We start from the raw sequence: 25,079 nt of genomic DNA, 5'->3' as shown, positions 1-25,079 counted from the left end.
CTTGCAACTAGGCGATGTCGCGGCGGGCGAAAGACATCGACCGGAACTGCGTCTTGTACGGGCTTTCACCCATCTTACGCACCTTGCCGACGCCCATCTTGTAGTTGTAGTTGCCGCTGATCCAGTCCACGACCCGGCCCGCGAGCGCATTCGCCGGCTGCGCGGTGTGCAGGAAGTCCATGTAGCCGAGGTTTTCCTTGACCGCAGGGGTGACAATGGCCACCGCCGTGATGGACGCGCGTGTCAGCTCGATGTGCCCGTTCTTCAGAAGCGAGGCGAAATCGAAGTCCGAGCCCTCGACACCGACGATGGTGTCTTTCTGCACTGGGATTCGGTCGGAATAGACCTGGACGTAGTCGCCGGACTCGATCCCTTGGGCCTCGGCCACCTTCGGGTGAAGCTCGATCCAGTTCTCCGGCCAGCGCTGCACGATATAGGGTCGGCGCCGATCGTCGTAGCCCGACTGCCAGCGCTCGTTGATCCGTCCGGAGGAAATCCAGATCTCGCCCTCGCGCGGCTTCAGCCACTCCCAATAGCTGGCGAAGAGATCCCATGGCGCCTTCTGGATGTTGCACTTGCCGGTCTGGCTGTTGAAGTGCGTGAGCTTCTTGTTGAAGACGTTCTTACCGTAGGGACCTTCTGCCGGCAGCACGCGGTTCACGTCATGAAGGCGTTTGGTCTCGACCAGATTGCCGTCGGAATCCATCAGCACCGGGCCCTGGATACCGTTGGTGCCGAATTCAGCGAACTTTTCGTGAAGCGTCTTGCCTTCGCGCCGCGCGGCGACAAGCACCATATTGAAGTCCTTGCGCGAGCCGCGCGAATGGCGGGCGCCTTCCTCCAGCACGTCGTTCGAATTGCGCCAGTCGAACCCTTCGAAACCCATCTTCCTGGCCAGCTGGGCGATAATCCACCAGTCCGGCTTGGCTTCGCCCGGGGCGTCGTAGAACTTCGGATAGAGCCGCAGGCGGCGCTCGCCGTTGGCGCGGGTGAAGGTATCCTCGCCCCAGCCCGACGCCGGAAAGACGATATCCGCATAGCGTGCGCCGATCGGGTCGACCAGATAGATGTCCTGGTCCCAGACCACCATGCCACCGGAATCCACCCGCCGCTTGAGCGTGTCGATGATGTCCTGCTTTTCGAAGGACATAACCTGGTGGGGATTGCGCGTGGTCAGTTCATCGAACTTGGCCTGCAGCGACTGGCTGCCGCACATGGCCTGAACCCAGGTGGTGCCGATCACATGCGCCAAGCGGGTGTGGCCCGACATCAGGTAGCGGTCGGTGTCCATCGCACGGCGCCGCCGGCCCGGCAGTTTCTCCGGCGACTTGTTGCGGGGATAGCCACCGCCCCGGAGACCGCCGCGCTGGTGCCCGCCGGCCCGACCGATCACCTGCCCGGGCCTGCCGCCGGCCCCGCAGATGATGCCGAGCGAGGAAATGGCCTGGGTGTTGCCGGTGTTGTTCGACCAATAGAACCCCTTCTCGATCATGATCGAGGTCTTGGGACGCGACCCGTCATCGCGCGGTTTCGCCATCCACTCCGCGGCGGTATAGATCTTCTGTACATCGATCTGCGCCATCTCCGCGGCGACCTCGGGCTTCGAGTAATCCTGCGCCAGCAGCCACTCCTTCCAATCCTCGAAGCCGCTGGTCTGGAACTTGCCCCAGGTGGTCCGCCACTGCCAGGGCGTGTTGCGGGTGCCCTGACCGAAGCCGGAAGAGGACTCCCACTTGTTGTTGACCCAGTTCTGGATCCACTCGGAATCCTCCCAGCCGTTCTCGACGATGACCCGCGCGATGGCGAGGACCACCGGCAGGTCGGTGCCGGGCTGGATGTCGAGCACAAGGCCGCCGTTCTTCTCGGCGTAGGCGACGCCACCCGTACGGCGCGGCAGCATGAAAATCGTCTTCTGCCCGCCCTGGATCGCCGGCATGATGAAGTCGGTGAACAGAATGGTCTTCGACTCGTAGGGGTCTGTCCCGCACATCAACAGGGTCTCGGCATCGGCCCAGTCGTCATAGCTGGGGCCGAAGTTGTCGAAACCCGCGTCCCGGAAGCCCGGGGTGGAGGTCACGTCGGAGGGCGTGTCGTGGAAAGTGAAGTTCGCCGTCCGCACGTGCCGCAGGGCGTACTTGGTAATGGCGTAGGTGTTCTCCATGTAGCCATAGGAGAAGGTCTTGACGCCGTAGGCGTTGGTGCCGTGCTTTTCCAGCACGTAGTTGCCGACTTCGGCTGCGATATCGAGGGCAAAGTCCCAGGTCACCGGCATCAGGACGCCGAACATCCGAACCATCGGCGATTTGAGCCGGTCGCGCGTCGGCGTCTGCGGGTTGTAGACCTTCTGGGCGATCGCCCCGCCGCGAATGGAGGAATTGCCCGTGTAGTTGACGAACTGGGTGTCCTTGTCAGGAACAATCACGACGTGGTGCGGCTCGCCGTTGTGCAGCACGATGTTATGCTGGTTGGGCGCAACCCAGGCGCCGAGCGGATTGACCGGGAAGTCTTCGCCGAAGGCGTTCTCCTCCGCCTTGGGCCCGCCCACCTTGCCGCCGGCTACGGGCCAGCGGTAGACCTTGTACCCGCAAGCGACAACGCAGTAGTCGCAGGCGGTCGAGATAACGTCCGCGTCAGGCGGCGGCAGCGGCACAGAGGTTTCCGGTACGTAATATGGCGTGGACATGCGCTTTCCCCCTCAGCCCTGCAGGTTGTCAAAGCGGCCGTAAATCAGGCCGAACATGCCGACGGCATAGATCTCATCCCCTTCGAGTTCCAGAAGCACCTGCGGTAGCGACTGGTATGCCTGGCCCGAGATGAAGATGCCGTGGCGCGTGAGATCAAAGGTCGTCAGGTGCAGCGGACAAGGGCCGAGCGCCTTGTCCGCGGCCTGGTAGGTACCCTGCAGCGGACCGCCCTGGTGCGTGCAGGTGTAGTTGAAGGCCACCACGTCCTTGTCGGGCCCGATACCGCCGCCGGCCTCGCGACCGAGCTTGACGAGAATAGACTCCGCATAGGCGCCCTCGTCGGGGTATTCGAAGTCGAAGGGCTCGTCGACCTCCAGATCGCTGAGCTTGGCAATCAGCTTGCGCGGATAGGTGGACACGGCGGCCGGGGTTTGTGCCTCGGCCATACCAGGGATGCCTACCATCACCACCGTGGTGGCAATGCCGCCCGTCAGCAGGAACTGGCGCCGGTTCATCAGGCAGCGCCGCGTTCCGGCCTTTTCGGCTTCGCCGTTCTCGCCATTGATGGCGGCGCGGACCTTTGGATCTACGTTGCTCATTGTCGTATCTCTCCTTATCGGTTCTGCGCCCCGTCAATTCTGCAGTGCGGGCAGCGGTTCCATGAACGGAAGCTCAGGATCGTCCGGCACGATCTCCTCACCGCTGAGGCTTTCGAGGAAAGCCACAAGGTCGTCGACTTCCGCGTCGGTCAGGCCGAGCGGCTGGATGAGCGAGGACTTGTTCGCCGCGAACTCGTTCTCGCCGCCACCCTCGTTGTAAAACACCACCACGTCGCGCAGTGTCTCGATCATGCCGTTGTGCATGTAGGGAAAGGTGTACTTGGTGTAGCGCAGAGAGGGCACGCGGAACTTGCCCATATCGCTGTCCTGCTTCGTGCGGAAGTAGAGCCCCGGATCGTCCTTGAGGGCCCGGTACTTCTTCTCCGTCACGCCTTTGGCGTAGAGCTCGAAGCGGAAGGTAATCTGGGCGAGCGGATCCTCTTCCCAACCGCTGTAAGGCGGCACACCGGTGTTGTAATAGGCTTCGTTGGTCAGAAGCGGGCCGTTGTGGCAGGCGATGCAGTTCGCCTTGCCCGCAAAGAGCTCCAGCCCCCGCTTCTGCTGAGCGGTCAGTGCATCGTCATCGCCGCGCATGTAGGTATCGAAGGGCGTGTCCGTCTGGACCAGCGTCCGCTGGTAGGCGGCGATGGCCATGTAGGCGTGGCGGATGCTGGGCCAGTCATCGCCGAAGACCTCTCTGAAGGCCTCGCGGTACTCCGGCACGAAGGCCAGCCGGGCCTCCATCATGTCGTCCTCGCCGTTGCCGGCGACGCCGCCGCGGGCGGCGGAGCGCGCCTGGTGTTCCAGGCTGCCACTCGCGCCGGCCCAGAAGAGCTTGCCGTAGTAGGCCGAGTTCACGACGGTCTGGCTGTTGCGCCAATGGGTCGTGCCGGGGTAGCCGAAGCTGATCGGGGCCTGCACGGCCCACCCGGCCTCCGGACGGTGGCAGGCCGAACAGGGCATGCCGGCGTTCCCCGAGAGGATCGGATCGAAAAAGAGCTTCTCGCCGAGCGCGACCTTTTCCGGGCTCATCGGATTGTCCGCCGGGATCGGCGGCGGCCCCAGCGGCGCCAAGCCTTCGGGACGGGGATTGTTGTCGGCCAGCGCCGCTCCGGCTGTGAGTCCGGCGAGAGCGAGGGCGGTAATGGTGATGCGTGTCGTCATGGCAGCCTCCCTCAGTTCTGCACGTTGCGCCAGTCTTCGATCAGCGCATAGTCGTAGTCGTCCTCACGCCAGACATAGGCGTCGATATCGAAGCTGTCGCCGGAGAGGCTCTGCAGGAAGGCCAGCAGATCGGCTTTCTCGGTGGGGACGAGGCCAAGGGGTTTCAAACGCGTGTCCTTCAGCGGATCGTCGCCGCCACCGGCGTCGTAGAAGTCCACGACTTCCTCCAGCGTCTCAAAAACGCCGTTGTGCATATAGGGCGCCGTCCATGCCAGCTCGCGCAGCGTCGGTGTGAGGAAGCTGCGGCGCGTCTCGTCGCGGTGGGTCCGGATATAGGCGCCGAGGTCTTCGCGGAGGTTCATATAGTTCGGCACGCCGAAGAACTTGGCGTAGGTGACGAAAGCCGAATGGCGTTCGGCATCGGCCCAGATATCGGGATTGTCCGGTACGCCGATGTTGTGCGGTTGGTCGTCGGTGAAGCGGCTGCCGGAATGGCAGCTCGAACACTGGCCCTTGCCTTCGAAGATCGCCTGCCCCCGCTGGGCGGCGGCCGACAGGGCGCCGGTATCATAGGGCGCATTGCGCGACTGAATAGTCTTCATGAAGTCCATAAGGGCGTTGCGGGCGCCACCGTTCGAAGGCTCGGACATGCCCGCCGCCTTGAACATCTCGACATAAACCGGGTCCTGCTTGAGACGCTCCTGCATGATCCGCATATCCATGTTCATCAGGTAGGTCTCGGTGATCATCTCCCGCGCCGTGTCGTTGAGATTGGTTCCGAGTCGCCCGTCATGCATCCAGGCATCGCGGAAGCCGACATTGGCCAGCGTCGGTGAGTTGCGGAAATGCGCCGCGCCCGTGTAAGCAGCCGACAGCGGAAGGCCGTCGGTGAAGGCCTTGTCGGGCTGATGGCAGCTCGCGCAGGCAAGCGATGTATCCCCCGATAACCGAAAGTCGTAAAACAGCCGCTTGCCCAATTCGGCGCGCGCCGCGTTTACCTCCAGCGGTGGTTCCGGGGTGACCGCATCCTGTGCCATAGCCGCAGGGCTCACAAGCAGCATGCCTGCGAGCAGGGTTCTAAGGATCATCTGGAGTCTCTCCTTTGCTTCGCACGCGGGTGCTTTGACCCGGTGCGCTTTCGGCCAGGTGTGATTCAGGCCCAATCTGCATTTCATTTGTGTGCATTTTGCCCAGTGCGGTGCGCCCAGTGTCGTCCCTGACCTTCCGCGCGTGGCAAGAAGCCCAGGTCATGTCGATTGTCGGTAGTCGCCCCCTTGACGCGGCCGATGACGGGGCGATGGCGTGCCCGTGACCGTCGTCCTGCAAAGTCAAGCAGCCCGGGCCAGCGACAGCTTTGATCGAGATCAATGCGGATGCATCAAGCACGCCGTGTCGCAGCGGATATTGCCCTTTGCGCACATGGTGCCGATCAAACCCATCGAAGCCGGTTGCAGGTCGGCCGCCCTCTTCGCCCATACCGCTCAGGGTGCCGCGACTGCATCGCGCGCTGACGGGCAAAGGCGAAGCGCTCGTCGCGCCACGGCCACGGCACCGCCTTCCAGCGGATGCCGCGGCTTGCGGTGTCACTGAAATCCTGCCAAACACGAGACGATGTAGGCCCAGGGTTCCGTAACCCCAGAGCCACGTGAGAGAGAGGCCTTACCTTTGCAGTTGCGAAAGCTCATGCGTTACGGCTACCGCTCGCTGATCGGAGAGCCGCACGAGAAACGCGATTTCGCTTTTTACGTCATGAACCAGTTCGCCAAGTGGCTGGACATGAGGATCTACAACAAACATACGAACTGGCAGGACGATCCGGAGGTCCTTGCGGTCATGCGCCGCTTTGATCCGCACTATCCCCGGATCAAAGAACGCCAGTTCTTTCTCTACAACCTCGCGCGCAGTCTTCGCCATCTGCCTGGAGACAGCGCCGAATGCGGCGCCCTTGACGGCGCGTCGAGCCACGTCATCATGTCGGCCCTGGGAGACGACAGGCCACACCACATCTTCGATTCCTTCAGCGGCCTGTCACAGCCCAGCGAACACGACATACCGAAGACGGAGGCCGTACGGGCGTTGCAGGCCGGCGAGTTCGCCAGCCCGTTGGAGAACACCCGCCGAAACCTGGCTGCGCACGCCCAAGCCGTGTTTTACGAGGGCTGGATTCCGGAGCGTTTCGGCGAGGTCGCAGACAAACGGTTCCGCCTTGTGAGCATCGATGTCGACTTCTACGAACCGACGCGGGACTCGGTCCGCTTCTTCTATCCCCGGCTCGTTCCGGGTGGCGCCATTATCTGCGATGACTACGGATTCAATACCTGTCCCGGCGCCAGGAAGGCCATGGACGAGGCGGCGGAGTGCTTTGGCCGCCAGGTCGTTCATGTCCCCACCGGCCAAGGCCTTCTCATAAAGTAGCAGTGCCTCACAAAGTAGGCGCGCCGGGCCCGGCCGCGGCGAAGCGATGCTCCGGGGGCTACTCCGCCGCCAAGGCAGCCGGCTCCAGGGCCCCGTCGCTGCCGGCCTTGCCGCAAAGCGCCATGCAGGCGCGCAGGTGAATTTCCTGCGGGAAGTCGTCCGTCACGATCATCGGATGGAGCCCGAAGCGCGGGAGATCACGGACGCGTCCCTGAAAGTAGTCCTGCCGAAGGATGTTGAAGCGCGGCCAGAGGTATCCGTTGACTTCACGGAATGGCTCGATCATGAGGGTCCATCGTGAGCAGACCCTTGCCATCTCCTGCAGGGCTGTGCGGCGAATGCGCTCCATTTGTTCCAGAGCCAGGATCGACATGACAAGATCGACGGAGCCATCGGCGAACTCAAGCCGTTCCGCCGTGCCCTGGCGAATGGACACCTGTTGGAAGGCGGTCGGGTCCCGCGCCGGCAGGGGGGCGTAGTCGACGAGGTTCGCAGGAAGCGCGCCCGCCGATCTCAACGCGTCGAACACGCCCGGCCCGGCGTCGGTCAGTTCAACCCCCGCGAAACTGATGTGCGGAAAGCGGTTCGCGAGCAGCAGCAGATTGATGCCGTTGCCACAACCGACTTCCAGAACCGTCTTCGGCTGCAGCCTTTCGATCACGGCCGCAAGCAGCAGATGGCGAAAGCGCGCTGAACCATAGGTACTGGCCAGAAAACGGCGGTCCCCCCACAGCCATGGGGCGTAGTTGCCTTGCTTCTTGGCAATGTCGTAGTTCGCGTATCCGATTTCGTTCCACTTCGCCGCGTAGGAGTCCGTGATCACCTGCGTCGTGCGCGCTGCGACCTTGGGCTTCCCTCCGAAGTACTTGCGGCGAAGGTTTTTGGCGATCCGCTTGCGCTGCCGCTTGACGCCATCGCGCCAAACCACTGCGTTCTCCGCATTCTCAGGCAAGGCGAAGGGCTCGAAAGCCTTCCATAGGGCCTCCCGATCCACGCCCAAGGGAGTGTCTTCGAGGCTGGACTTGCGCACCGCTTCCGTCTTTCCTGCTTTGAACCTAATCACCGCTTCCCGCCTGGTACCCGAACGCGCCCTGCAACTCCCTGTCCATCATTGTGCTTACCTGACTGATCAGCCCCGGGTAGAGGTCTTCAACGAAGCCACCGACAACCCCGCGGCGAACCTTGAAGGCCTGCGGGTCGTCGATGTGACCTGCATTGAGACGGTTCGACCGAAAACCGCCCTGGCTTTCCATGTGGCGGAGCTGCGCAAACTGCGTCTCCTCGACAGTCTCCGCAAGCGCGATGTGATCGATAGGTTGTTCGAGATGACTCAGCACGGCCTGAAAGGTCCGCTGAGGGTCCGAATGAAGGTCCTCATAGCGAACGACGACGGCGTCGCCGTGACCTTCCAGAAAGCCGCTCCATAGCGTGAAGTATCGCAACGCCGTCGCGAATCCGCCCTCTGCGCTTGCAATGAAGTCCTTAATGGGCCCGTCCCAATTCCTGTCGCGACGGAGCCGGTGCGCATAAAGGGACACGATGACGTCGCGGGGATCACGCGCCAGGAAAATCAGCTTCTTGGCCTCCAGGCGTCTGCGGTCGATGGAAATGCGGTCGGGGCTGCCCTTGTAGTCGGCTTCGTGGGAAAAGAAAATCTTCGGCACCCGCGAGTCTGACCTATGAATGTTGGCAAAATCGAACAATACATCCCTTGGCGTATTGTAGATTTTGGCAAAATAGAGGGTCAGCATTGCGCGAAGCCAGGTCCGGCCGCACTTCGGATAAGAAATCACGACGGCATCACAAAGATGAAGCTTAACTCTGCGATCGACGTACTTGGAAGCCGCCTTCGGCAGAAGCTTCTTGATCGTCTTGTGTAGCGGGTACTGGCTAGCGTTGCCCATAGTGCGCGGTTTCTCTCAGGCGACCGTTTCGCCCAACCTAGTGGAAGCCCAGGCTCCTTGCCTTGCCGCCAGAACCTCCGCCACGCCGCTCTTTATTGTCAAGCAGAAAGCATGCCCTCACCCGCCGTGCGCCGGCACGCCTCGCGGGGCGCAGCGGCGGCAAGAGGCCCGGGGTCCGCGAGGGCCGCAGTCCGGGCTTCGAGGTCGCGAAGCACCGGGCAGTTGGCGTGGCGGTCCTGTGAATTAGCCTTGACCCATCTGGAAATCACGCAAATAGATGGTCGATGATCAGCGTGCTTCGCATCTTCTACGGCGCTAAGGGCACGAAGCCCTGGCTGGTGCTCGCCTGCTTGCTCCTGGCTGCCGTTGCCGAGGGCCTTGGCCTCGCCACGCTGCTGCCCTTGCTCTCCCTGGCGATTGACGAGGAGGGCGGAGACGAGGTCTCCACGATCAGCCTCTATCTGGAACAGGTGCTCGGGTACCTGGGCCTGAAACCGGAGTTGGGGCTGCTGCTGACGCTTGTGGTCAGCGGAATCCTGTTGAAGTGCCTGCTCACCATGGCGGCCATGAAGTATGTCGGCAATGCCGTGGCAACGGTCGCCACCGGCCTGCGGGCAGAGCTGATCACGAGCCTGCTGTCGGTCCGCTGGGGCTTCTTGACGCAACAGCCCCTGGGCCGTATCGCCAACGCCATGAGTGTTGATGCCACCCGGGCCGGCCAGGCCTATCTGATGGCCGCGAACTTCCAGGTGAACGTTTTCCAGACCGTGATCTACAGCATCGTCGCCGCCCTGGTGTCCTGGCAGCTCGCCCTGGTGGCCTTGGCAATCGGCGGCAGCATCGCCCTCGTCCTGCACTTCCTCGTCAAGGCGAGCAAGAAAGCCGGACGCAGGCAGGTTCGCAGGACGTCAGAGCTTGTGGTCTATCTCAGCGATGCGCTGAGCAACATCAAACCGCTCAAGGCCATGGCCAAGGCGGGCAAGTTCACCAATCTCTTCGACCGCAAGATCCGGCAGCTGAACAAGGCGCTGCGCCGCCAGATCATTAACCAGTATGCCCTTAAGAACCTGGAAGAGATGCTCGTCGCCATCGTCATCGGCGTCGGCTTCTACCTCGCGACCACGCGCTGGGATGTCCCGGTTTCGCAGCTGCTGGTCATGGGCATTCTGCTTTTCCGAGCGATCTCAAGCATCGGGAAGATGCAGCGGCAGCTTCAAAAGGCGGTGCTCTACGAGAGCCCTTACTGGTCCATGCGCCAGCTGATCGACGAGGCCTTCGCGGCAGGCGAACAGGGCACAGGCGCCGCCGTTCCGACCCTGACACAGGGCTGCCGCTTCGAAGACGTGTCATTCGCGTTCGATTCCGATGAGATGCTTCGAAACGTGACCATCGACATTCCCTGCGGCGGGTTAACGGTCATTTCCGGACCTTCGGGCTCGGGAAAAACGACACTCACCGACCTCCTGCTTGGTCTCTACCAGCCGCAAAACGGACGCATCTTGATCGACGGAGTTCCGCTCAACGAAATCGACCTGCAGGCCTGGCGCGGCCTGATCGGCTACGTACCGCAGGAGCTGACCCTCTTTCACGACACGATCCTGGCCAACGTAACTCTGGGTGACCCGCGCATCGGAGAAGCCGAAGCACAAGCGGCCCTGAAAGCCGCAGGCGCCTGGGACTTCGTCGCCGCCATTCCGGAGGGCCTGCACAGCTTCGTCGGCGAAAAGGGCGCCAAGCTCTCCGGCGGCCAGCGCCAGCGCATCGCGCTGGCCCGCGCGCTCGCCGGAAAACCGAGGCTCCTCGTCCTTGACGAGGTGACCAGCGCATTGGACCCGCAGACCGAGAAGGCGATCTGCCGCAACATCGACGCGATCAGCCGTGACATGACCGTTCTCGCCATAACCCACCGCGAGGCCTGGACCGAGATTGCCGACCGTACCTATCACGTCGATCGAGGCAGGGTCGAACTGGTCAAGAACGGGCGCGCGTTGAAGCGGCCGGCCTGACGGCAGACAGCCGCACCCTCATATGCTCTCGATGTTGATCGTCAGGGTTCGACGCAGAACCTTCGGGTCATTGCCGGTCATCGGCCAGACCGCGTGCCAGGAGTTGTAGGTCTTCACGAAAACCAGGCACTGGTTCGGCTCGAAGGGGTAGGTCCGCAGGCAGTCGACCTCATCAAAGTCCAGATAGCCGTTGACGAGGTTGAAACTGCGGCTGCGATCCTTGGGCCAGATAACGCTGGTGCCACCGCCGTACTCTTCTTTCCACTCGTCTTCGTGCAACATGGGAATCACCATCGTCACGACCTTCGAGGTATGGTCGGTGTGCGGGCGGATATTGCCGCCGGTCACAGGCATGGAGGAGAACTCGAAGCGAGAGCGCAGGCGCGGAATGTGCGGCTGCGGATTGCCCTTTTTCAAGGCCTTGAAGCGTTTGATTGCCCGCTTCTTCCACGACAGGTTGGCCAGGCCCAGGTCAACGTTGTGCGCCTTCAGCATCGCCATGGTGTCGGAAATGAAGCGCTCGCTGTTTATGTAGTCGTAAAAGCGCCCCCAGGCAGCATTCCTGCGCAGGTGTTCGAAATAGCCCGCCTTGTTGTTGAGGCGTGAAAGCGAGTACTTGATCCCGTGAAACTCTTGCGGGACAAAGACGCTGTCTTCGGGAAAAGTATCGATCAGTTCCCGATAAATGTCCGGGTCCAGAGCGCCGCGCGCAAGCCCGACCGGATAGGGATCGTAGTCGAACTCCATGGATTCGAAGTTCAGCATGAGGCTGCCCTCTTAACCGCGAAAGACGCGGTCGCTCTTGCCAAGCGCACCCCTGAGTTGGGCGCAGAGTTGCCACTGCTTGCCCGGATTGCGGCGGGCCGCGACTTCCATCTGCTCGCGCCACCACTCCGGCGGCTGGACCGTGCAGTGCGCGTTCTGGCCATCCGGCAGATGCTTCTTGGCCGGATAGCAGGCCGCCACGGCAAAGACGAAGCGGCTGGCATGGCCGAACAGCTTGTCCAGCACCCAGGGGATGTCTTCTTCGGAAATGTGCTCGAGGACGTCGGTGCAGATGACGCCGTCGTAGCTTGGCTCGATGGGACCCGAGAAGGGCTCGTATCCCGGATCGTAGCAGGTCACTTTGACATCACCCCACTGGCGCATGGCCTTGAGGCGCGACCCCGTCGGCTCGCCCGGATAGTCCTCGTAGAACTGTGCCTTTCCGGAGCCGTAGTCGAGCACGGTCTTGGCACCGGACTCTCGGATCATGCCGCCGATGCGGCCGACATGCTCGGTCAGCGACTTGCCGGTGAAGGTCCAGTCCGGCGCCTTGCCGGTGCTTGGCGAACCCTCCTCGTGCATGGTCTTGTACATCTTCACCAGGTCGCGGTAGCGCTGGCTGGGCCGCTCCTCGGTGAACAGCGTGAAGCCGGCCGCATCGGCCGCACGCTCCATCTCGAACCAGATCTTCCCGTTCGGGTTTTCCTTGTAGCGCAGGATCTTGGGAAAGGGCCGCCAGGGCTGCATCTGCAGTGTTGTGTAGTGCAGCAGCTTGGACACGCCCGGTTCGTACTCATGGTCGCGCGCATTCCAGACGCCCGAAAGCTGACGCCACATTCCGTCGATTGCGTGCACCCGGCGACGAAAGAACTTGTGGCGCTCACCGCGCTGGGCGTCCTCGTGATGCCAGATCTTCGCCATCTTCTCGCAATCCAGCAGCATCACCGCGGTTTCCCTCTCGGTGATGCACATCTGGCCGGCCCCCTGCATGTCGAGATCGAAGAGCTCGGCCGGGTCGGTCAGGTAGATCTGGTCGACGTCGTTGTAGATGGCGCGGCCGGTCTTACCGGCCAGATCGGGGATTGCGTAGCGGTAGGCGGTGAAGCCCGTCTTCCATTTCGTTCTGTCGAACCCTTCGAGGTCCTTCATCAGATAGATCTCGTAGCGGCGCGCCGGGTCGCGCGCCTGCAGGATCGACCAGACGAAGATCCGCTCGGCGCGATGCTGCGCCGGCTCGGTGCCGAGGAAGATTCGCACCGGCGGCTTCGCACTCGGCGTCACACCGGGCACGACATCCAGCGCCACAAGCTCAGGCACACCGCGCATGCCGGGCGGCCGGCCGCGCTCCAGGCTCAACAGGTGGCCGATCCGCTTGTGATAATACTTGGTCTTGAAACTGGGCTGGACAGCAGTCAACGACTCACTCTCCCAACAGACGGTGGGTTCAACTCAACGACGGCTTCGGCGGTTGCATGCTTCCCGCCCTGGGCAGACTGCCAACCAGGCAAGGACACGCAACCGAGAGACGGCCGGAGGCCGGATACCTTTGGGGCTCGAATATCTTTGGGCCCCGCATACCTTTGGGCCCCGAGGCCTCTAGCCCGGAACCTTTAAATCAGACGCGCCCGCCCGGGACAAGGGGGAGTTGGAGCGGTAAACCGGCCCGGTCACGCGCAGAATACGCCTGCAGGCACCCTCGCTCAGGCCAGGGCATCGCGGGCCTGCGGCCGCGCGGCACAGTGCTCGTCCCAGCGTGCCTTCAACGCGGGACTGAGGATTGTCAGTTCACCCTGGTAGAGATCCAGGGCCTCCAGCAGCAGTGCCAGTTCGGACTCGGCATCGTGGCCCGGCGAATAGGCGTTCGGAGTCGTGCGGTCCCCGGGATAGGTGCCGTCCGGATGGCTGAATAGGTCGATGCCGGAGATCACGAGACGCGCGGGCTTCAGCGCCACGGCGGTCGCCAGCATCGCCGCGCCGTTGGTCGGGCGGACCCCCTCCCAGCGCGCCTCCGAGAGATAGAGCCCGAAGCGTTCGATTGTCGCATAGCAGCTTCGGCCCCGCCCCGGCCGCAGGAAGCGGGTGGCCAGAAGGCGGCCTTCCGACTTGATGCTCTGCAGGCCGAAGACCGGCGCCCGCACGGCTGCCAGCGTCGCCTTTGCGCCGGTGAAGACCATGTCCGGCGCGGTGAGGAAACCACGTGAATGCCAGACGTGGTTGACCCTGAACAAACAATCGAAGGCAACGTTTCCGACCTCCGGCGCTTCGGACGACGGCCCGTTGCCCAGGCAGAGGATGGTGGAGGGATTTCCGAGGCGCGCGCCCAGCTGATCGAGGGTATCGACGCGCTCGACCATTGCCGAGAGCCAACGCCTGACGCGCGGATGATCCATGCAGCGCAATGCCGCCTGTTCGAAACGCCGGCGCAAGGGGCGCTGGGCACTGCGCATCAGCTTGAGGTCCTGCCGCAAAAGCGGAGCCGCGACCTGAAGAAACGCCTCCTTTCGGATCTCTGGATCAGCGGAGAGCAAGGTTACACGCCCACCCGGCAGCCCGGCCTCCAAAAGCGCGGCCCGCGCCGCCTCGCCGGCGACGAAGCCGTGCTGCACGCTGTCGAGGTCCGCGGCCGTCACCCGAGTGGCGGCCACCGGATCAGCGCCGGACCGCCCCTGTTCGCCGGCGCCGCAGAAGTCCATCACGACGACCGGCGCCGCACGATGGCGGGCAGCGCGCAGCATGAATTGCTCCATCTGGCCGGCAGCTGTCAGCAGCACAACGCCGCGGACATTCAAGTTGGCCAGATAACGCCCGGCAAAGAGGGCCTGCGGCCATGGGGGCGGCAGAACGGTTGCGTTGGGAAAGTGAGCCGCCAGCCACGCGCGCACCGCCGGATCGGGTGCCGTGAAGACAAAGTCGAGGCGCGAGAAACGCTCAGAAAGTGCCTCAATAAGAGGTCCGACGGATTTGAAATCAATACATTCTTTCCCATGAAACCAAAGCGTCCGTTCGCCGGAAAACCGAACCCTGCCGCAACGGGTGAGGAAGCCATCCGCCGCCGTTTCCTTCGCCGGGCGCACATCGTCTGACACCGTCATTGGCGCTCCAGGAGCAGCCTGACGCGTTCCAGCAGTCCGCGCTGGCCGGGATGCGGTTCGGGCTTTCGCAGGGTCTCGTCGCGGGAAAACCGCCGCGCCAGCCCGGCCTCTACCATGCCCCGGTGCATGATTTCGAGGTCGCGTGGGGGCACGACCCCACCGCTCTCGATAAGGCTTCTGCACAATCCTCCGACCGGGCCCTGCCGCTTCTGCGCCTGCGCCAGAATCCGCCCGGCCCAGCGCGCGCGCAGCGACCGGGGGCGCGGCGGAACCGGGTATATGAGAAGCGGCTTTGCGGTCGCCGCCGCCTCGGCCAGCATCGATTCACTCTCTCCCGTGACCACCAGGATGTCAGCCTGCGCCAGATACCCGAGGTAAGGATTCTCAGACTGCCGCGGTCGCCAGCAATGGAGCTGCGCCCCGGGAGCGCCCTGCCGCAAGGCCGATTCCACCGCCGTCCCGCTGCGCCGGCTGGTGACGCAGGTGAGCGAACCGCCCAGCCGCTCCGCAAAGGCCTGGACCTCGCCGGCCATCCTCAGGGCCGTTTCGGCCGTCAGGCGATGGTGCGCCGTGGTGCCGCCGACCAGCAGAACGACGCGCGGGGCCGCCGCGGCGCCGAGCAGGGCCGGCCAGCGCGCGGCCGCATCGCGAAGGCGGTCGCCGTCGACCTGCGTCGGCGGCAGGAGCACCTGGATCCGCTTGGGGTGATCGGGAAGCTGAAAGTGGCGGCAGCTGACGGCCAGGTCGAAGGGGCCGGCCACGTTGGCGGCCTTGCGCCCCAGCTGCACCAGGCGTGTACGATTGCCGCTTTGACGCTTGATCCAGCGCGCCACCGGGGCGGAGCGGCGACCCATGGCGATCACCAGATCGGGCCAGGGCGGCTGCAGACCCGCCGCAGCTTCACGACGAAGCGTTGCTTTGCTGGCACCCAGAAGGCGATTGCTGATGCGGTTCAGCGGGGTGAACTGCAGCCTCTTGGTCTCATAGGGCCAACCCAGGGCCTCTGCGAGGCCGACTACCTGGGTCACATGGCCGGGCCGATCGTCCAACAGCAGCCACACCAAAGGAGACCGTGCGATATCACCATCCGGTTCCGGTAACTGTTGCTCCAATACGGCTTGGGGCTGCGCTGCGGTCATGACCTCGGGCCGATGGCCTCTGCTTGTTGGCTTCCAGGGGTTCAAGAGCAGGCCGCCCCTCGGCCCGGAACAAGGCGAGCATTTGCGGGCGGCCCCTCTAGGGTTTATATCCCCTGGCCACGACGGTAAAGGCTCTCGCGGGCAACGGCGCGGCCCGGCAAAGCAGGGGAGAAAATGCCTACACTTGTGCTGGTACGGCACGGCAAAACCGAATGGTCAAAGCAGAACCGCTTCGCCGGCTGGGCTGACGCGCCCCTGAGCGCCGAGGGCCGCCGCGAAGCCCGCGCCGCCGGGCGGCTCGTGGCCGGGCTGGACCTCGCGTTCGGCGTCTGCGCCACCTCCTGTCTGAGCCGGGCGGCGGAGTCCCTGGCCGTGATGCTGCAGGCGATGGAACAGCCGGAACTGCCGGTGACGCGAAGCTGGCGGCTGAACGAGCGCCATTACGGCATCCTGCAGGGCGAAAACCGGGCCAAGATGGCGATACGCCACGGCAACCAGCAGCTCGGCCGGTGGCGCCGCGACTTCACGGCCGCGCCGCCGCCGCTGCCCGACGGCGACCCGCGCCTGCCCTGCCAGGACCCGCTCTACGCCGGAATCGACCGCGCCTTGCTGCCGCGCAGCGAGAGCCTGGAGCAGGCCAGCGAAAGGGTCGCCCCCTGGTGGCGCGAAACCCTCGCCCCAAGCCTGCGGGACGGCGCCGATGCGCTGGTGGTTGCTCATACCAGCAGCATCCGCGGGTTGGTGCGGCAGATCGAGAGCCTGAACGACAGCAGCGCCGCCGCGTTTCGCATCGCGACCGCGACGCCCCTGGTCTACCGGCTGAACCGGAGCCTCGAAGTCCGGGACAAACGGGAGATCACGGCGGGCTGGGGCGGTCGCCTGCGCCAACTCGTCAACCGGCACAAGCCGGGTACCCGGATCTCCTGGATCTGATGTCACGCCAAGGATGCGGAAAACCCTGTAGAAGCGTTGATTCTCGTCCTCCTTCACCCTAGCTTGGGCTTGAATCCCAATGAAGATCGCCTGAGCAACCCAAAGGTTCGTAATCCGTGCTGATCGGCAGAACGCCCTGGTCCGGGCGCAAGTACTTCCTCGACAAGATGACGCTTCGCGACCTGGTCCGGGCCTACGTCACCTATCCGGCAATCCAGGCCTATGCGCTGCTCAGCGTTGTGGGCGCGACGCTGGCGGTCTACTGGGGCGCAGCGCCCTTGGCGATGGCCGCGGCGGTGGCGGCCACGGTCCTGGTCTATCCCGTCGTGTGGTACCTGCTGCACCGCTTCGTGCTGCATGGCCGCCTGCTCTACCGGTTTCCGCAGACGGCGGCTCTGTGGAAACGCATCCACTTCGATCACCACCGCGACCCCAACGATCTGGGCGTCCTCTTCGGATCGCTCTACACCACGCTGCCGACGATCCTGGCCGTCACAATTCCGCTCGGCTGGCTGATCGGTGGGCCGGGCGCAGCGGCGGCAGCGGCCGCCACGGGTATCGTGACGACCTGCTTCTACGAGTTCTGCCACTGCATCCAGCACCTGCCCTTCACGCCGAGGCTGGCTTTCCTGCGGCGGATCAAGCGTCACCATCTGGCGCACCATTTCCACAGCGAGCAGGGCAATTTCGGCATCACCAACTTCTTCTGGGACCGCGTGTTCAACACCTTCTATGGCGATGCAAAGCAGGTCCCGCGCAGCGCCACCGTCTTCAACCTCGGCTACACCGGCCCGGAGACGCTGCGCTTCCCCTGGGTCGCGCAGCTCTCGGGTCTGGCTGCCGACGGCAGCCAGGTCCAAAGGCACCGAAGGGATGATTGAACGGCCGCAGTGTCGGGCCGGCAGCAGCCGCGCGATTCGCCACCGAACCGCGCCCTGATCGGCTCTGGAAGCGCCGGACGCGCATGACCAGCGGCACCCAGGCGCTGAGCATCAAGGCCGTGGAGACGGCCGCCCAGCGGGACGCCTTTATCCGCCTTCCCTGGACGCTCTACCAGGACGACCCGGCATGGGTTCCACCGCTGCTTCAGGAACGCCGCGACCACCTCAATCCCCGCAAGAACCCTTTCTTCCAGACAGCCGAAGCGCGCTTCTGGCTGGCCCTGCGCGCCGGGCGGACGGTCGGGCGGATCTCGGCCCAGGTCAACCATGCCCACCTGGCGCGCCATGGCGACGCAACCGGCCATTTCGGGATGCTGGAAGCCGAGGATGACGCCGAGACCTTCCAGGCCCTGACCGCAACCGCCGAGGACTGGCTTCGCGCGCAGGGCATGCGCCGCATTTCCGGTCCCTTCAACTTTTCGATCAACGAAGAGCTGGGGCTTTTGGTCGACGGCTTCGCAGCGCCGCCGTACCTGCTGATGGGCCACGCCCGGCCTTACTATGCCGGACACCTGGAACACCTGGGGTATCGCAAGCAAAAGGACCTTCTGTGCTATCACTACGATGCACGCAGGGAGCCACCCCCGCCGGTCGCCGGCCTGCTGCGCAAGGCCGCCCGGCTCGAGGAACTGACGGTTCGCGCGATGGACATGGGCCGCTACGCGCAGGACCTGTCGACGATCATGGATATCTTCAATGACGCCTGGTCGGAAAACTGGGGATTCGTACCGATGTCCGAGGCCGAACTGCAAAGCCTGGCCAGAGACCTGAGGCCGATCGTGCGGCCCCAGTCAATCGCCATCGCGGAACTGGACGGCATCCCCGTGGCCATGGCGATCAGCCTGCCCAACGTGAACGAGGCGATTGCCGATCTCGACGGGCGCCTGCTGCCTTTTGGCTGGGCCAAGCTGATCTGGCGGCTGAAGGTGAAGACCACCAAGACCGCGCGGGTGCCGCTGATGGGGGTGCGCAAGGCCCACCAGGGCGGGCTCATGGGCGCGATGCTGGCATTTTCGGTCATCGACAAGATCCGCCGGGCCCAGTGCGCGCTGGGCGTCGAGCATGGCGAGCTGTCATGGGTTCTGGAAGACAACCAGCCGATGATCCGCATGATCGAAGCGGTCGGCGCCGTTCCCTACAAGACCTACCGCCTTTACGGGCGCGCCCTCGCCGCATGAGCCCCGCGTTGGCCGAACCGGAGGACAGGCGCTTCGCCGCGCTGGTACTGGCCGCCGACCGGGGCCATGACGACCCGGTGTCGCGGGCGGCCGGGGTCGAGCATAAGTGCCTTGCCACGGTCGCGGGAAAGCCGATGCTGGAGCGCGTCATCGACACCCTGGCGGCCAGCCCCTGGATCGGGCCCATCGCCGTTTCCCTGCGCGACCCGGCGCTTCTCGGGCGGATCGAAGGGCTGGCTCCCCTGATGGAGACCGGCCGCCTGACCGCTCTGCAGGCCGAAGCCTCGCCAAGCCTCAGCGTTCTCCAGGCCACCGCGGACATGGGCTCGGCCCGTCCCCTGCTGATCACCACGGGGGACCATGCCCTTCTGCGCCGCGAAATCGTGGATCACTTCTGCGCCGAAACCCTGAGCGGCGGTGCTGCGGTCACTGCCGGCCTGACCGATTCCGGCACCCTGCTGGCCCGCTTCCCCTCTTCCCGGCGGACCTACCTGCGCTTCCGCGACGAGCGCTATTCCGGCAGCAATCTTTTTGCCTTGCGGCTGCCGGAGGGGCTGGACGCCGTGCGCCTGTGGCGCAGGGTCGAGCAGCACCGCAAGCAGCCCTGGCGGATCGCCGCCCTCTTCGGCCCGGCGCTTCTGCTCAGCTATCTGCTGCGGCGCTTCAGCCTGGATGAGGCCATGGCCCGGGTCTCCACGAGGCTTGGAGTCTCCGTTGCCGCCGTCAAGATACCCTTCGCGGAGGCTGCCGTCGACGTAGACAAGCCGGAGGATCTGGAACTGGCGGAAAGAGTCTTAGGAGGTCTTGGCTGAGGCCAGGACAGGATCGGCGTCCGCCTGCCACGAGGCCACCATGCGGCGGGCGGCCTGCAGATCCACCGGATAGTCGATTTCGCACCAGTCGTGGCCGCTAATGGTGACCGCCTGAACCGTGAGCGCAGGCGCCAGCGCGGCGATCACCGAAAGATACCACTGCCGGATCGCCTGAGCGTCCAGCATGGCCGCCTCCAGGGCTGCGACAAAGCGGCCCGGTCCTTCGCCGCGGAAGTAGAGCATGCCGATGGACTCGCCGTGCACCCGCTCCGCCGGAAGGGTCTTGCCGATGTCCAACAGGCGCGTGCCGTCCAACTGCACCTTCATGTCGTCGTCGTCGTACCTGTCCTTATGGTCGACGGCCAGACTGACGGCCGCAGCCGGGCTGGCGAGCAGCGTTTCGAGAACCGGCTGGCTGAACAGGGTATCGCTGTTCAGCAGCAGGAAATCGCTGTCCATTTCGTGCCGGGCCATCCAGCAGGTCGCCAGGTTGTCCGCCACGCCGTAAAACGGGTTGTAGACGCTGCGGAAGGCGGCCTGCGACCAGCGCTCCGAGCAGCGTTTCAGGCTGCGCTCGACCGCCGGCAGGTTGAAACCGGCCAGAAACACGACCTCGTCAACGCCGCAGCTGACCAGGGCATCGACTTGCCATTCGAGCAGGCTCTGCCTGCCTACGGGAAGAAGCGCCTTGGGTTCGACTTCTGTGAGCGGAAGCAGGCGCCGGCCTTGGCCGGCCCCGATAACCAGTGCTTTCAATGCAGAAAGAACCCCTTAGGCGATTTTACCTTTGACCCTGAAGGGCATTTTGATCACATGTTCCCGCAGATACGTCAACCTTTGAGCCGTCGTCCGGACCTGCCGAAACCAGGTGTTTAAACTCGCTCATCTCTCCGACCCGCATCTTGGCCCGCTGCCAGCGGTGCGGCTGTCTGACCTGCTGAACAAGCGGTTCTTCGGCTATCTGTCGTGGCTGCGCAAACGCCGGGCGATGCACCGCCCGGAGGTACTGGCCGCCCTGACGGCGGATCTGGCAGCCGCCGAGGCCGATCATCTCGTGATCACAGGCGACCTCACCAATATCGCTCTGGTCGAGGAATTCTCGCAGGTCGGGGCCTGGCTGCACAGCCTGGGCAGCGCCGAGCAGATCACCGTCGTCCCCGGAAACCACGACGCCTATGTGGCGGTTCCCTGGGAAGCCTCTCTGGGCAAATGGCAGGCCTTCATGGCGGGCGATCCCATCGCAAGGGCATCGCAAACCCAGGCGGAGGATCAAGCGGAGGATGAGGGAATGCCGGCGCTGGGGCCGGATGCGTTCCCCTTTGTGCGCTTTCGCGGCCCGGCCGCGATCCTGGGGCTGAGTTCGGCCCAGCCCACGCCGCTGTTCTGCGCGCACGGAACCCTGGGGGAGGCCCAGCTGGCACGCCTGAGCAGCGCCCTGGACCGTTTGGGAAGCGAGGGATGGTTCCGGGTCGTGCTGCTCCACCATCCGCCGAGCCTGGAGGGCATCGCCCGGCGCAAGCGCCTGATCGATGCGGAGCCCTTCCGCAGTGTGATCGCGGAGCACGGTGCCGAGCTGGTGCTGCATGGCCATGATCACATGTTCGGAAAGCTGACCATTCCCGGGCGTGACGGGCCGGTGCCGGTGCTCGGTGTACCGTCGGCTTCCGCCGCCAGCAGCGGCAAAAAGCCGCAGGCGCATTATCAGCTCTACAGCATCGCCCGCGACGGCGCGCGGTGGCGCATCGATGTGACCGCCAGGGGTTTCGACCCGGCTTCCGGCCGGTTTGCCGAGGCCCGGCACTACAGTCTCTGAAGACCTAGAGATAGAGCACGGAGATGCTCACCTTGGTGGTGCTGCCGTTGACGGAAAACAGCGTCTCCTCCTGCTCCGGCTTGCCGAAGCGGAACCCGGGATTGTTCGAGAAGCCGTAGCCCTCGGAAGGAATGCCGAGGAAGTTCCGATCGAACTCTTTGTTCCCGTTCTCATCGTGATAGAGTGCCACCGAATACCGGCCCTCTTCCGGGGCCTTGAGGCAGAGCAGCGTCTCGCCCTCCTTGGCCTCAACTCTGATACGGTCAAGCCGCTGGCCGCGTTTCAGAAAACCTTCCGGGTTGTCGCCGTATAAGACCGCTGTTATCAACCCCTTGGAACTGCGCACATTTTCGACCTTGACCTCAATCAGCGCATCGCCATCTGCAGAGCAGGCCAACTGGTCGTCGGCAGCCCCGCGGCCAGGGGCGATTCCCAGGGCAAGCAGGCCCAGGGCCAGCGCCAAGGCAGCGGCCGCTCTGGCACTGCAGCGCTTCATGGTTGAGATCCGGGAAGTGATCATCAAAACTCCTTGTCGTCCGACAGCGCGAAACCGCCAGCGTCAGGCGGCCTTCGGTATTACGAGCAGCATAGCCGAAGCATCCCCCCTTAGCGCAGCCGTCATCCGGCCCGTCAGCCACAGCGAGGTATGATCCAGTCGTGAATTTGTCAAGCGGACCGGAAGCGCCCCGCACGGGCTCAGGTCGAGCCAACGCGACCATGACCAAGTTCGGCTATCCCGAAACGCTGATCCGCGAGTACGGGCACTGGGTCGTGCTGCTGCGACCGCACCAGACCACCCTGGGCGCCCTGGTCCTGGCCTGCAAGGACGAGGCCAGAGCATTCAGCGACGTAACAGCCGGTGCCTTTGGCGAACTCCAGGGCGTCGTCACGGACATCGAGGCCGGGCTGAACGCCTTTCGCCCCTACAAGAAGATCAATTATCTCATGCTGATGATGGTCGATCCGGACGTTCATTTCCACGTGCTGCCGCGCTACGACGCCAGCCAGGAGTTTGCCGAGACCGTCTATCCGGATGCGGGATGGCCCGCCGCCCCCGACCTGTCGTCCGGGCCCACGCCGGACGCAGCCGCCCTGACGGACCTTGCCGAGGCGCTGAAGGCCGTCTGGCCGCGGCCGGCGGACTAGGGTCAAGGCAGGCCGGAACGGGCGAACGGGGAAGCGGAGCGCGCGGTGTCAACCATCAACAGCTATCTTCTGAGGCAGACCATGATGCCTCTGATGGTCGCCATCGGCATCGCCCTTCTCGTGCTCCTGACCGAGCGCATGCTTCGGCTGCTGGACATGGTGCTCGATTCCGACGGCGGCCTGACCGTGCTGCTGCAGATGCTGGCCTTTCTCGTGCCTCACTACATGGCTCTGGCGCTCCCTGCGGCCTTCTTCCTTGGCGTGTTCCTGGCTTTCAGCCGGCTGCACCACGCGCGCGAACTCGATGCCCTGGGTTCCGCCGGCATCGGTCTGCCGCAGCTTCTGCGGCCGGTTGTCATCCTGGCGCTCGTTCTGGCGGCGGTGTCCGCGGTGAACTTCAACATCGGCCAGCCCTATGCCCGCTACACCTATCGCGCCCTGGTTCACGAAGTCGCCGAGACCGCCGTGAACACCTATCTGCAACCGCGCACCTTCATGGAGGTGAACGACACCACCTTTATGGCCAACAGCGTGCGCCGCGGCAGCCGGGAGTTCGGCGGCGTCTTCGTCTACGAAGAACGCGAAGACGGCAGCAGCATTGTCATGACCGCGGAACGCGGCAGGCTCGCGCTCGCCGAAAGCGGCGGTGGCTCAGCGCTTTTCCTGTCTGACGGCGTGCGCCTGGAAGCCGCGCCGCCGGCAGCCTCCGGGAGGCCGGAAGCAGAGGCTTCGACAGAAAACCCGCCAGAAAACGGGTCGGAAAACCGCAGAGTCGGCGTCTTGAACTTCGGCCATCTGCGGCTGCCCACAGACCTGGTGGGTCAGGAGGCCTTCCGCCCGCGCGGCGAAGACGAACGCGAACTGACCCTGCTGGAGCTCTGGCAGTACCGGGCGATCCCGCCGCCAGGAGTGACCAGCGACCAGATGCTGGCCGAGTTTCACGACCGGCTCGTGCGCACCTTTTCTCTGGTCTTCCTGCCGTTCCTCGCCGTGGCACTCACCATCGGTCCACGGCGGAGCCATCAGGGCTATGGAATCGCAGCCGGGCTGTTTCTGCTGGTCGTCTATAACCAGGTGCTCGCTATCGGAAAATCGACCGCCTCGGTCGGCCATGCGAGCGCTCTTGTCAGCCAATGGTTGCCCTTCGTCATTCTCGCTGCTGTAAGCGCTTTCCTGTTCTATCGGCGCGCCTATGTGGTGACCCAGGGCGCCGCATGGCCTTCACCGCTGGAGTTGGTCAAGGCGGCCCTGCAAAGCCTGCGTACGGGCGGCAGCGGCGCAAAGAGACAGCCGTCCTCAGAATGAAGATCCTCACCTGGTATCTCTCGCGGCTCTTCATCGCGCGCTTCGTCCTGCTGCTGTTCGGTATGGGGGCCTTCTTGATCGGCCTCGACCTGATCGCCAATGCCAGAAGCGTTATGACACAGGATGACGGCGGGACGGCGGCGCTGGCGCGCTACATCATGCTGCGTTCGCCAACCATTGTTTCCGACCTGATAAAGATTGCGACGCTGCTGGCCGGTCTGCTCACTCTGACTCTCCTCATAAGGCATGGTGAATTGACCGCGATCTGGAACTCCGGTGTCTCGCAGTTCGGTTTGGTCGGCCGCTTGATCCCCTTGGCCATCGCATTGGGCGGCCTTCAGTTCGTGGTGGACAACGAGATCGTTCCGCCCAGTGTTCAGGCCCTGCAGGATTGGGGAGTGGCCGACAACGACAGGCGGCCGGGCCTTCAGGACGGCCACGGCATGACTTGGATCCATCTGGGCAACGACATTGTCCGGGTCCCCTCAGAGAACATCGAAGCCACCGGCCTGCGCGACTTCACCCTTTTCGAGCGCAACGCGGACGGCAGATTGCTGGCGCGGGTCGACGTCCAGCGGGCCGAATACCGCGACGGCCTGTGGCGGCTGACCGGCGTCACAACGATTTCAGCCGCCGGGGGCCAGGTGACCTTCGAGGCCGTGCGGGACTGGCCGATCGACCTGCAGGCGACCAGTCTGAAGCATCTTCTGGCCCATCCGCGAGATCTTTCCTTTTACGAAACACAGCGCTTCGTCGGCGGTGAAGGTCGTGGCACCTGGGCACCCTATCTCTACGAGACGTGGCACTACGCCAAGCTGGCAGACTGCCTCGTACCCTTCCTGATGCTCTGCCTCAGCGTCTTCCTTGCCCACCAGTCGCAGCGCTCGGGCCGGCTCGGTTTCCTCCTGCTCGGGGGCATCACCCTCGGCTTCGTGTTTTTCATCTTCAACGGCATCACCCTCGCGATGGGCGAAGTCGGATTGCTGCCCCCGCTGCTTGCCAGCATCGCGCCGCTGGTGAGCTTCGCGGCTGTCGCCGCCAGCGTGGCCTATTGGCACGAACTGAAACACCGCCCCACCTAGCCTCTCCCGGTCCTGGCTGTGGGCCGCCGCCCTTGACAACTGTGGGTCAGGTCGCCAAATGGGGCGCGGCCGCCGTTGCCCCTCAGGTTCGGCGGGCCTTT

At 64.2% G+C, this 25,079-nt stretch carries 23 protein-coding genes; 11 read left to right on the top strand and 12 right to left on the bottom strand.

The window, feature by feature from the left end:
• Positions 1–7: 7 nt before the first annotated feature.
• Genes ACO06P_RS24090 through ACO06P_RS24075 form a run of 4 tightly spaced genes read right to left on the bottom strand, consistent with a single transcriptional unit; the run spans position 8 to position 5,535 of the window.
• Positions 8–2,683 carry an arsenate reductase (azurin) large subunit gene (locus ACO06P_RS24090; RefSeq protein WP_420347758.1) on the bottom strand — a complete coding sequence of 892 codons (2,676 nt, stop codon included), beginning with the start codon at positions 2,681–2,683 and terminating at the stop codon, positions 8–10.
• A gap of 12 nt (positions 2,684–2,695) precedes the next feature.
• Positions 2,696–3,283: an arsenate reductase (azurin) small subunit gene (locus ACO06P_RS24085; protein WP_420347757.1), complete on the bottom strand. Its 588-nt coding sequence runs from the start codon at positions 3,281–3,283 to the stop codon at positions 2,696–2,698.
• A 33-nt stretch (positions 3,284–3,316) separates the two neighbouring features.
• Entirely contained in the window at positions 3,317–4,447 is a 1,131-nt protein-coding gene (locus tag ACO06P_RS24080) for a cytochrome-c peroxidase (RefSeq protein WP_420347756.1), read from the bottom strand.
• An 11-nt stretch (positions 4,448–4,458) separates the two neighbouring features.
• On the bottom strand, positions 4,459–5,535 hold the full coding sequence (locus ACO06P_RS24075) for a cytochrome-c peroxidase (protein WP_420347755.1): 1,077 nt from the start codon (positions 5,533–5,535) through the stop codon (positions 4,459–4,461).
• A gap of 577 nt (positions 5,536–6,112) precedes the next feature.
• Between ACO06P_RS24075 and ACO06P_RS24070 the strand changes: the two genes are divergently transcribed.
• Positions 6,113–6,862, top strand: coding sequence for a TylF/MycF/NovP-related O-methyltransferase (locus ACO06P_RS24070; RefSeq protein WP_420347754.1), 750 nt, complete (start codon positions 6,113–6,115; stop codon positions 6,860–6,862).
• 58 nt (positions 6,863–6,920) lie between these two features.
• Here the strand turns inward: ACO06P_RS24070 and ACO06P_RS24065 are convergent, their stop codons facing one another.
• Positions 6,921–7,925 (bottom strand): class I SAM-dependent methyltransferase, encoded by a 1,005-nt coding sequence (locus ACO06P_RS24065; protein ID WP_420347753.1) that lies wholly within the window; start codon positions 7,923–7,925, stop codon positions 6,921–6,923.
• Positions 7,918–8,766, bottom strand: coding sequence for a sulfotransferase domain-containing protein (locus ACO06P_RS24060; RefSeq protein WP_420347752.1), 849 nt, complete (start codon positions 8,764–8,766; stop codon positions 7,918–7,920). Before ACO06P_RS24060 ends, ACO06P_RS24065 begins: the two co-directional genes overlap by 8 nt.
• Before the next feature lie 284 nt (positions 8,767–9,050).
• On the opposite strand from ACO06P_RS24060, the gene ACO06P_RS24055 reads away from it, so the two are divergent.
• A complete protein-coding gene (locus ACO06P_RS24055; RefSeq protein WP_420347751.1) occupies positions 9,051–10,772 on the top strand; it encodes an ABC transporter ATP-binding protein in 1,722 nt (573 codons plus the stop codon).
• Between the two features lie 18 nt (positions 10,773–10,790).
• On the opposite strand, the gene ACO06P_RS24050 is transcribed toward ACO06P_RS24055, so the two are convergent.
• From ACO06P_RS24050 to ACO06P_RS24040, 3 genes are all read right to left on the bottom strand, one after another.
• Positions 10,791–11,537: a 2OG-Fe(II) oxygenase gene (locus ACO06P_RS24050; RefSeq protein WP_420347750.1), complete on the bottom strand. Its 747-nt coding sequence runs from the start codon at positions 11,535–11,537 to the stop codon at positions 10,791–10,793.
• Between the two features lie 12 nt (positions 11,538–11,549).
• Positions 11,550–12,953 carry a hypothetical protein gene (locus ACO06P_RS24045; RefSeq protein WP_420347749.1) on the bottom strand — a complete coding sequence of 468 codons (1,404 nt, stop codon included), beginning with the start codon at positions 12,951–12,953 and terminating at the stop codon, positions 11,550–11,552.
• A gap of 284 nt (positions 12,954–13,237) precedes the next feature.
• The gene (locus tag ACO06P_RS24040) at positions 13,238–14,272 is read right to left on the bottom strand and encodes a hypothetical protein (RefSeq protein WP_420347748.1); all 1,035 of its coding nucleotides are present in this window, start codon (positions 14,270–14,272) and stop codon (positions 13,238–13,240) included.
• On the opposite strand from ACO06P_RS24040, the gene ACO06P_RS24035 reads away from it, so the two are divergent.
• The gene (locus tag ACO06P_RS24035; RefSeq protein ID WP_420347747.1) at positions 14,252–14,620 is read left to right on the top strand and encodes a hypothetical protein; all 369 of its coding nucleotides are present in this window, start codon (positions 14,252–14,254) and stop codon (positions 14,618–14,620) included. The genes ACO06P_RS24040 and ACO06P_RS24035 overlap by 21 nt on opposite strands.
• A 5-nt stretch (positions 14,621–14,625) precedes the next feature.
• Here ACO06P_RS24035 and ACO06P_RS24030 read toward each other — a convergent pair whose 3' ends face one another.
• A complete protein-coding gene (locus ACO06P_RS24030) occupies positions 14,626–15,678 on the bottom strand; it encodes a mitochondrial fission ELM1 family protein (protein WP_420347746.1) in 1,053 nt (350 codons plus the stop codon).
• Positions 15,679–15,942: 264 nt separating this feature from the next.
• On the opposite strand from ACO06P_RS24030, the gene ACO06P_RS24025 reads away from it, so the two are divergent.
• From ACO06P_RS24025 to ACO06P_RS24010, 4 genes are all read left to right on the top strand, one after another.
• Positions 15,943–16,701, top strand: coding sequence for a 2,3-bisphosphoglycerate-dependent phosphoglycerate mutase (locus tag ACO06P_RS24025; RefSeq protein WP_420347745.1), 759 nt, complete (start codon positions 15,943–15,945; stop codon positions 16,699–16,701).
• A 116-nt stretch (positions 16,702–16,817) separates the two neighbouring features.
• Entirely contained in the window at positions 16,818–17,582 is a 765-nt protein-coding gene (locus ACO06P_RS24020; protein ID WP_420347744.1) for a sterol desaturase family protein, read from the top strand.
• 83 nt (positions 17,583–17,665) lie between these two features.
• Positions 17,666–18,820 carry a dATP pyrophosphohydrolase gene (locus tag ACO06P_RS24015; protein ID WP_420347743.1) on the top strand — a complete coding sequence of 385 codons (1,155 nt, stop codon included), beginning with the start codon at positions 17,666–17,668 and terminating at the stop codon, positions 18,818–18,820.
• Positions 18,817–19,632 (top strand): NTP transferase domain-containing protein, encoded by an 816-nt coding sequence (locus ACO06P_RS24010; RefSeq protein WP_420347742.1) that lies wholly within the window; start codon positions 18,817–18,819, stop codon positions 19,630–19,632. Before ACO06P_RS24015 ends, ACO06P_RS24010 begins: the two co-directional genes overlap by 4 nt.
• Here ACO06P_RS24010 and ACO06P_RS24005 read toward each other — a convergent pair.
• A complete protein-coding gene (locus tag ACO06P_RS24005) occupies positions 19,615–20,388 on the bottom strand; it encodes an NTP transferase domain-containing protein (RefSeq protein WP_420347741.1) in 774 nt (257 codons plus the stop codon). The genes ACO06P_RS24010 and ACO06P_RS24005 overlap by 18 nt on opposite strands.
• A gap of 112 nt (positions 20,389–20,500) precedes the next feature.
• On the opposite strand from ACO06P_RS24005, the gene ACO06P_RS24000 reads away from it, so the two are divergent.
• Complete coding sequence (locus tag ACO06P_RS24000) at positions 20,501–21,445, top strand: metallophosphoesterase family protein (protein ID WP_420347740.1); 945 nt, start codon at positions 20,501–20,503, stop codon at positions 21,443–21,445.
• 4 nt (positions 21,446–21,449) lie between these two features.
• On the opposite strand, the gene ACO06P_RS23995 is transcribed toward ACO06P_RS24000, so the two are convergent.
• A complete protein-coding gene (locus ACO06P_RS23995) occupies positions 21,450–21,965 on the bottom strand; it encodes a DUF2141 domain-containing protein (RefSeq protein ID WP_421935143.1) in 516 nt (171 codons plus the stop codon).
• Positions 21,966–22,162: 197 nt separating this feature from the next.
• Between ACO06P_RS23995 and ACO06P_RS23990 the strand changes: the two genes are divergently transcribed.
• Genes ACO06P_RS23990 through ACO06P_RS23980 form a run of 3 tightly spaced genes read left to right on the top strand, consistent with a single transcriptional unit; the run spans position 22,163 to position 24,978 of the window.
• The gene (locus ACO06P_RS23990; RefSeq protein ID WP_420347738.1) at positions 22,163–22,591 is read left to right on the top strand and encodes an HIT family protein; all 429 of its coding nucleotides are present in this window, start codon (positions 22,163–22,165) and stop codon (positions 22,589–22,591) included.
• 45 nt (positions 22,592–22,636) lie between these two features.
• Positions 22,637–23,896, top strand: a complete 1,260-nt coding sequence (locus ACO06P_RS23985) for an LptF/LptG family permease (RefSeq protein ID WP_420347737.1) — start codon at positions 22,637–22,639, stop codon at positions 23,894–23,896.
• A complete protein-coding gene (locus tag ACO06P_RS23980; RefSeq protein WP_420347736.1) occupies positions 23,893–24,978 on the top strand; it encodes an LptF/LptG family permease in 1,086 nt (361 codons plus the stop codon). Before ACO06P_RS23985 ends, ACO06P_RS23980 begins: the two co-directional genes overlap by 4 nt.
• Positions 24,979–25,079: the final 101 nt, after the last annotated feature.

Source organism: Pelagibius sp., from assembly GCF_965227505.1.
In the GTDB taxonomy this organism is placed as follows: Bacteria; Pseudomonadota; Alphaproteobacteria; order Kiloniellales; family Kiloniellaceae; genus Pelagibius.
This window is presented reverse-complemented; position numbering and strand designations above follow the sequence as displayed.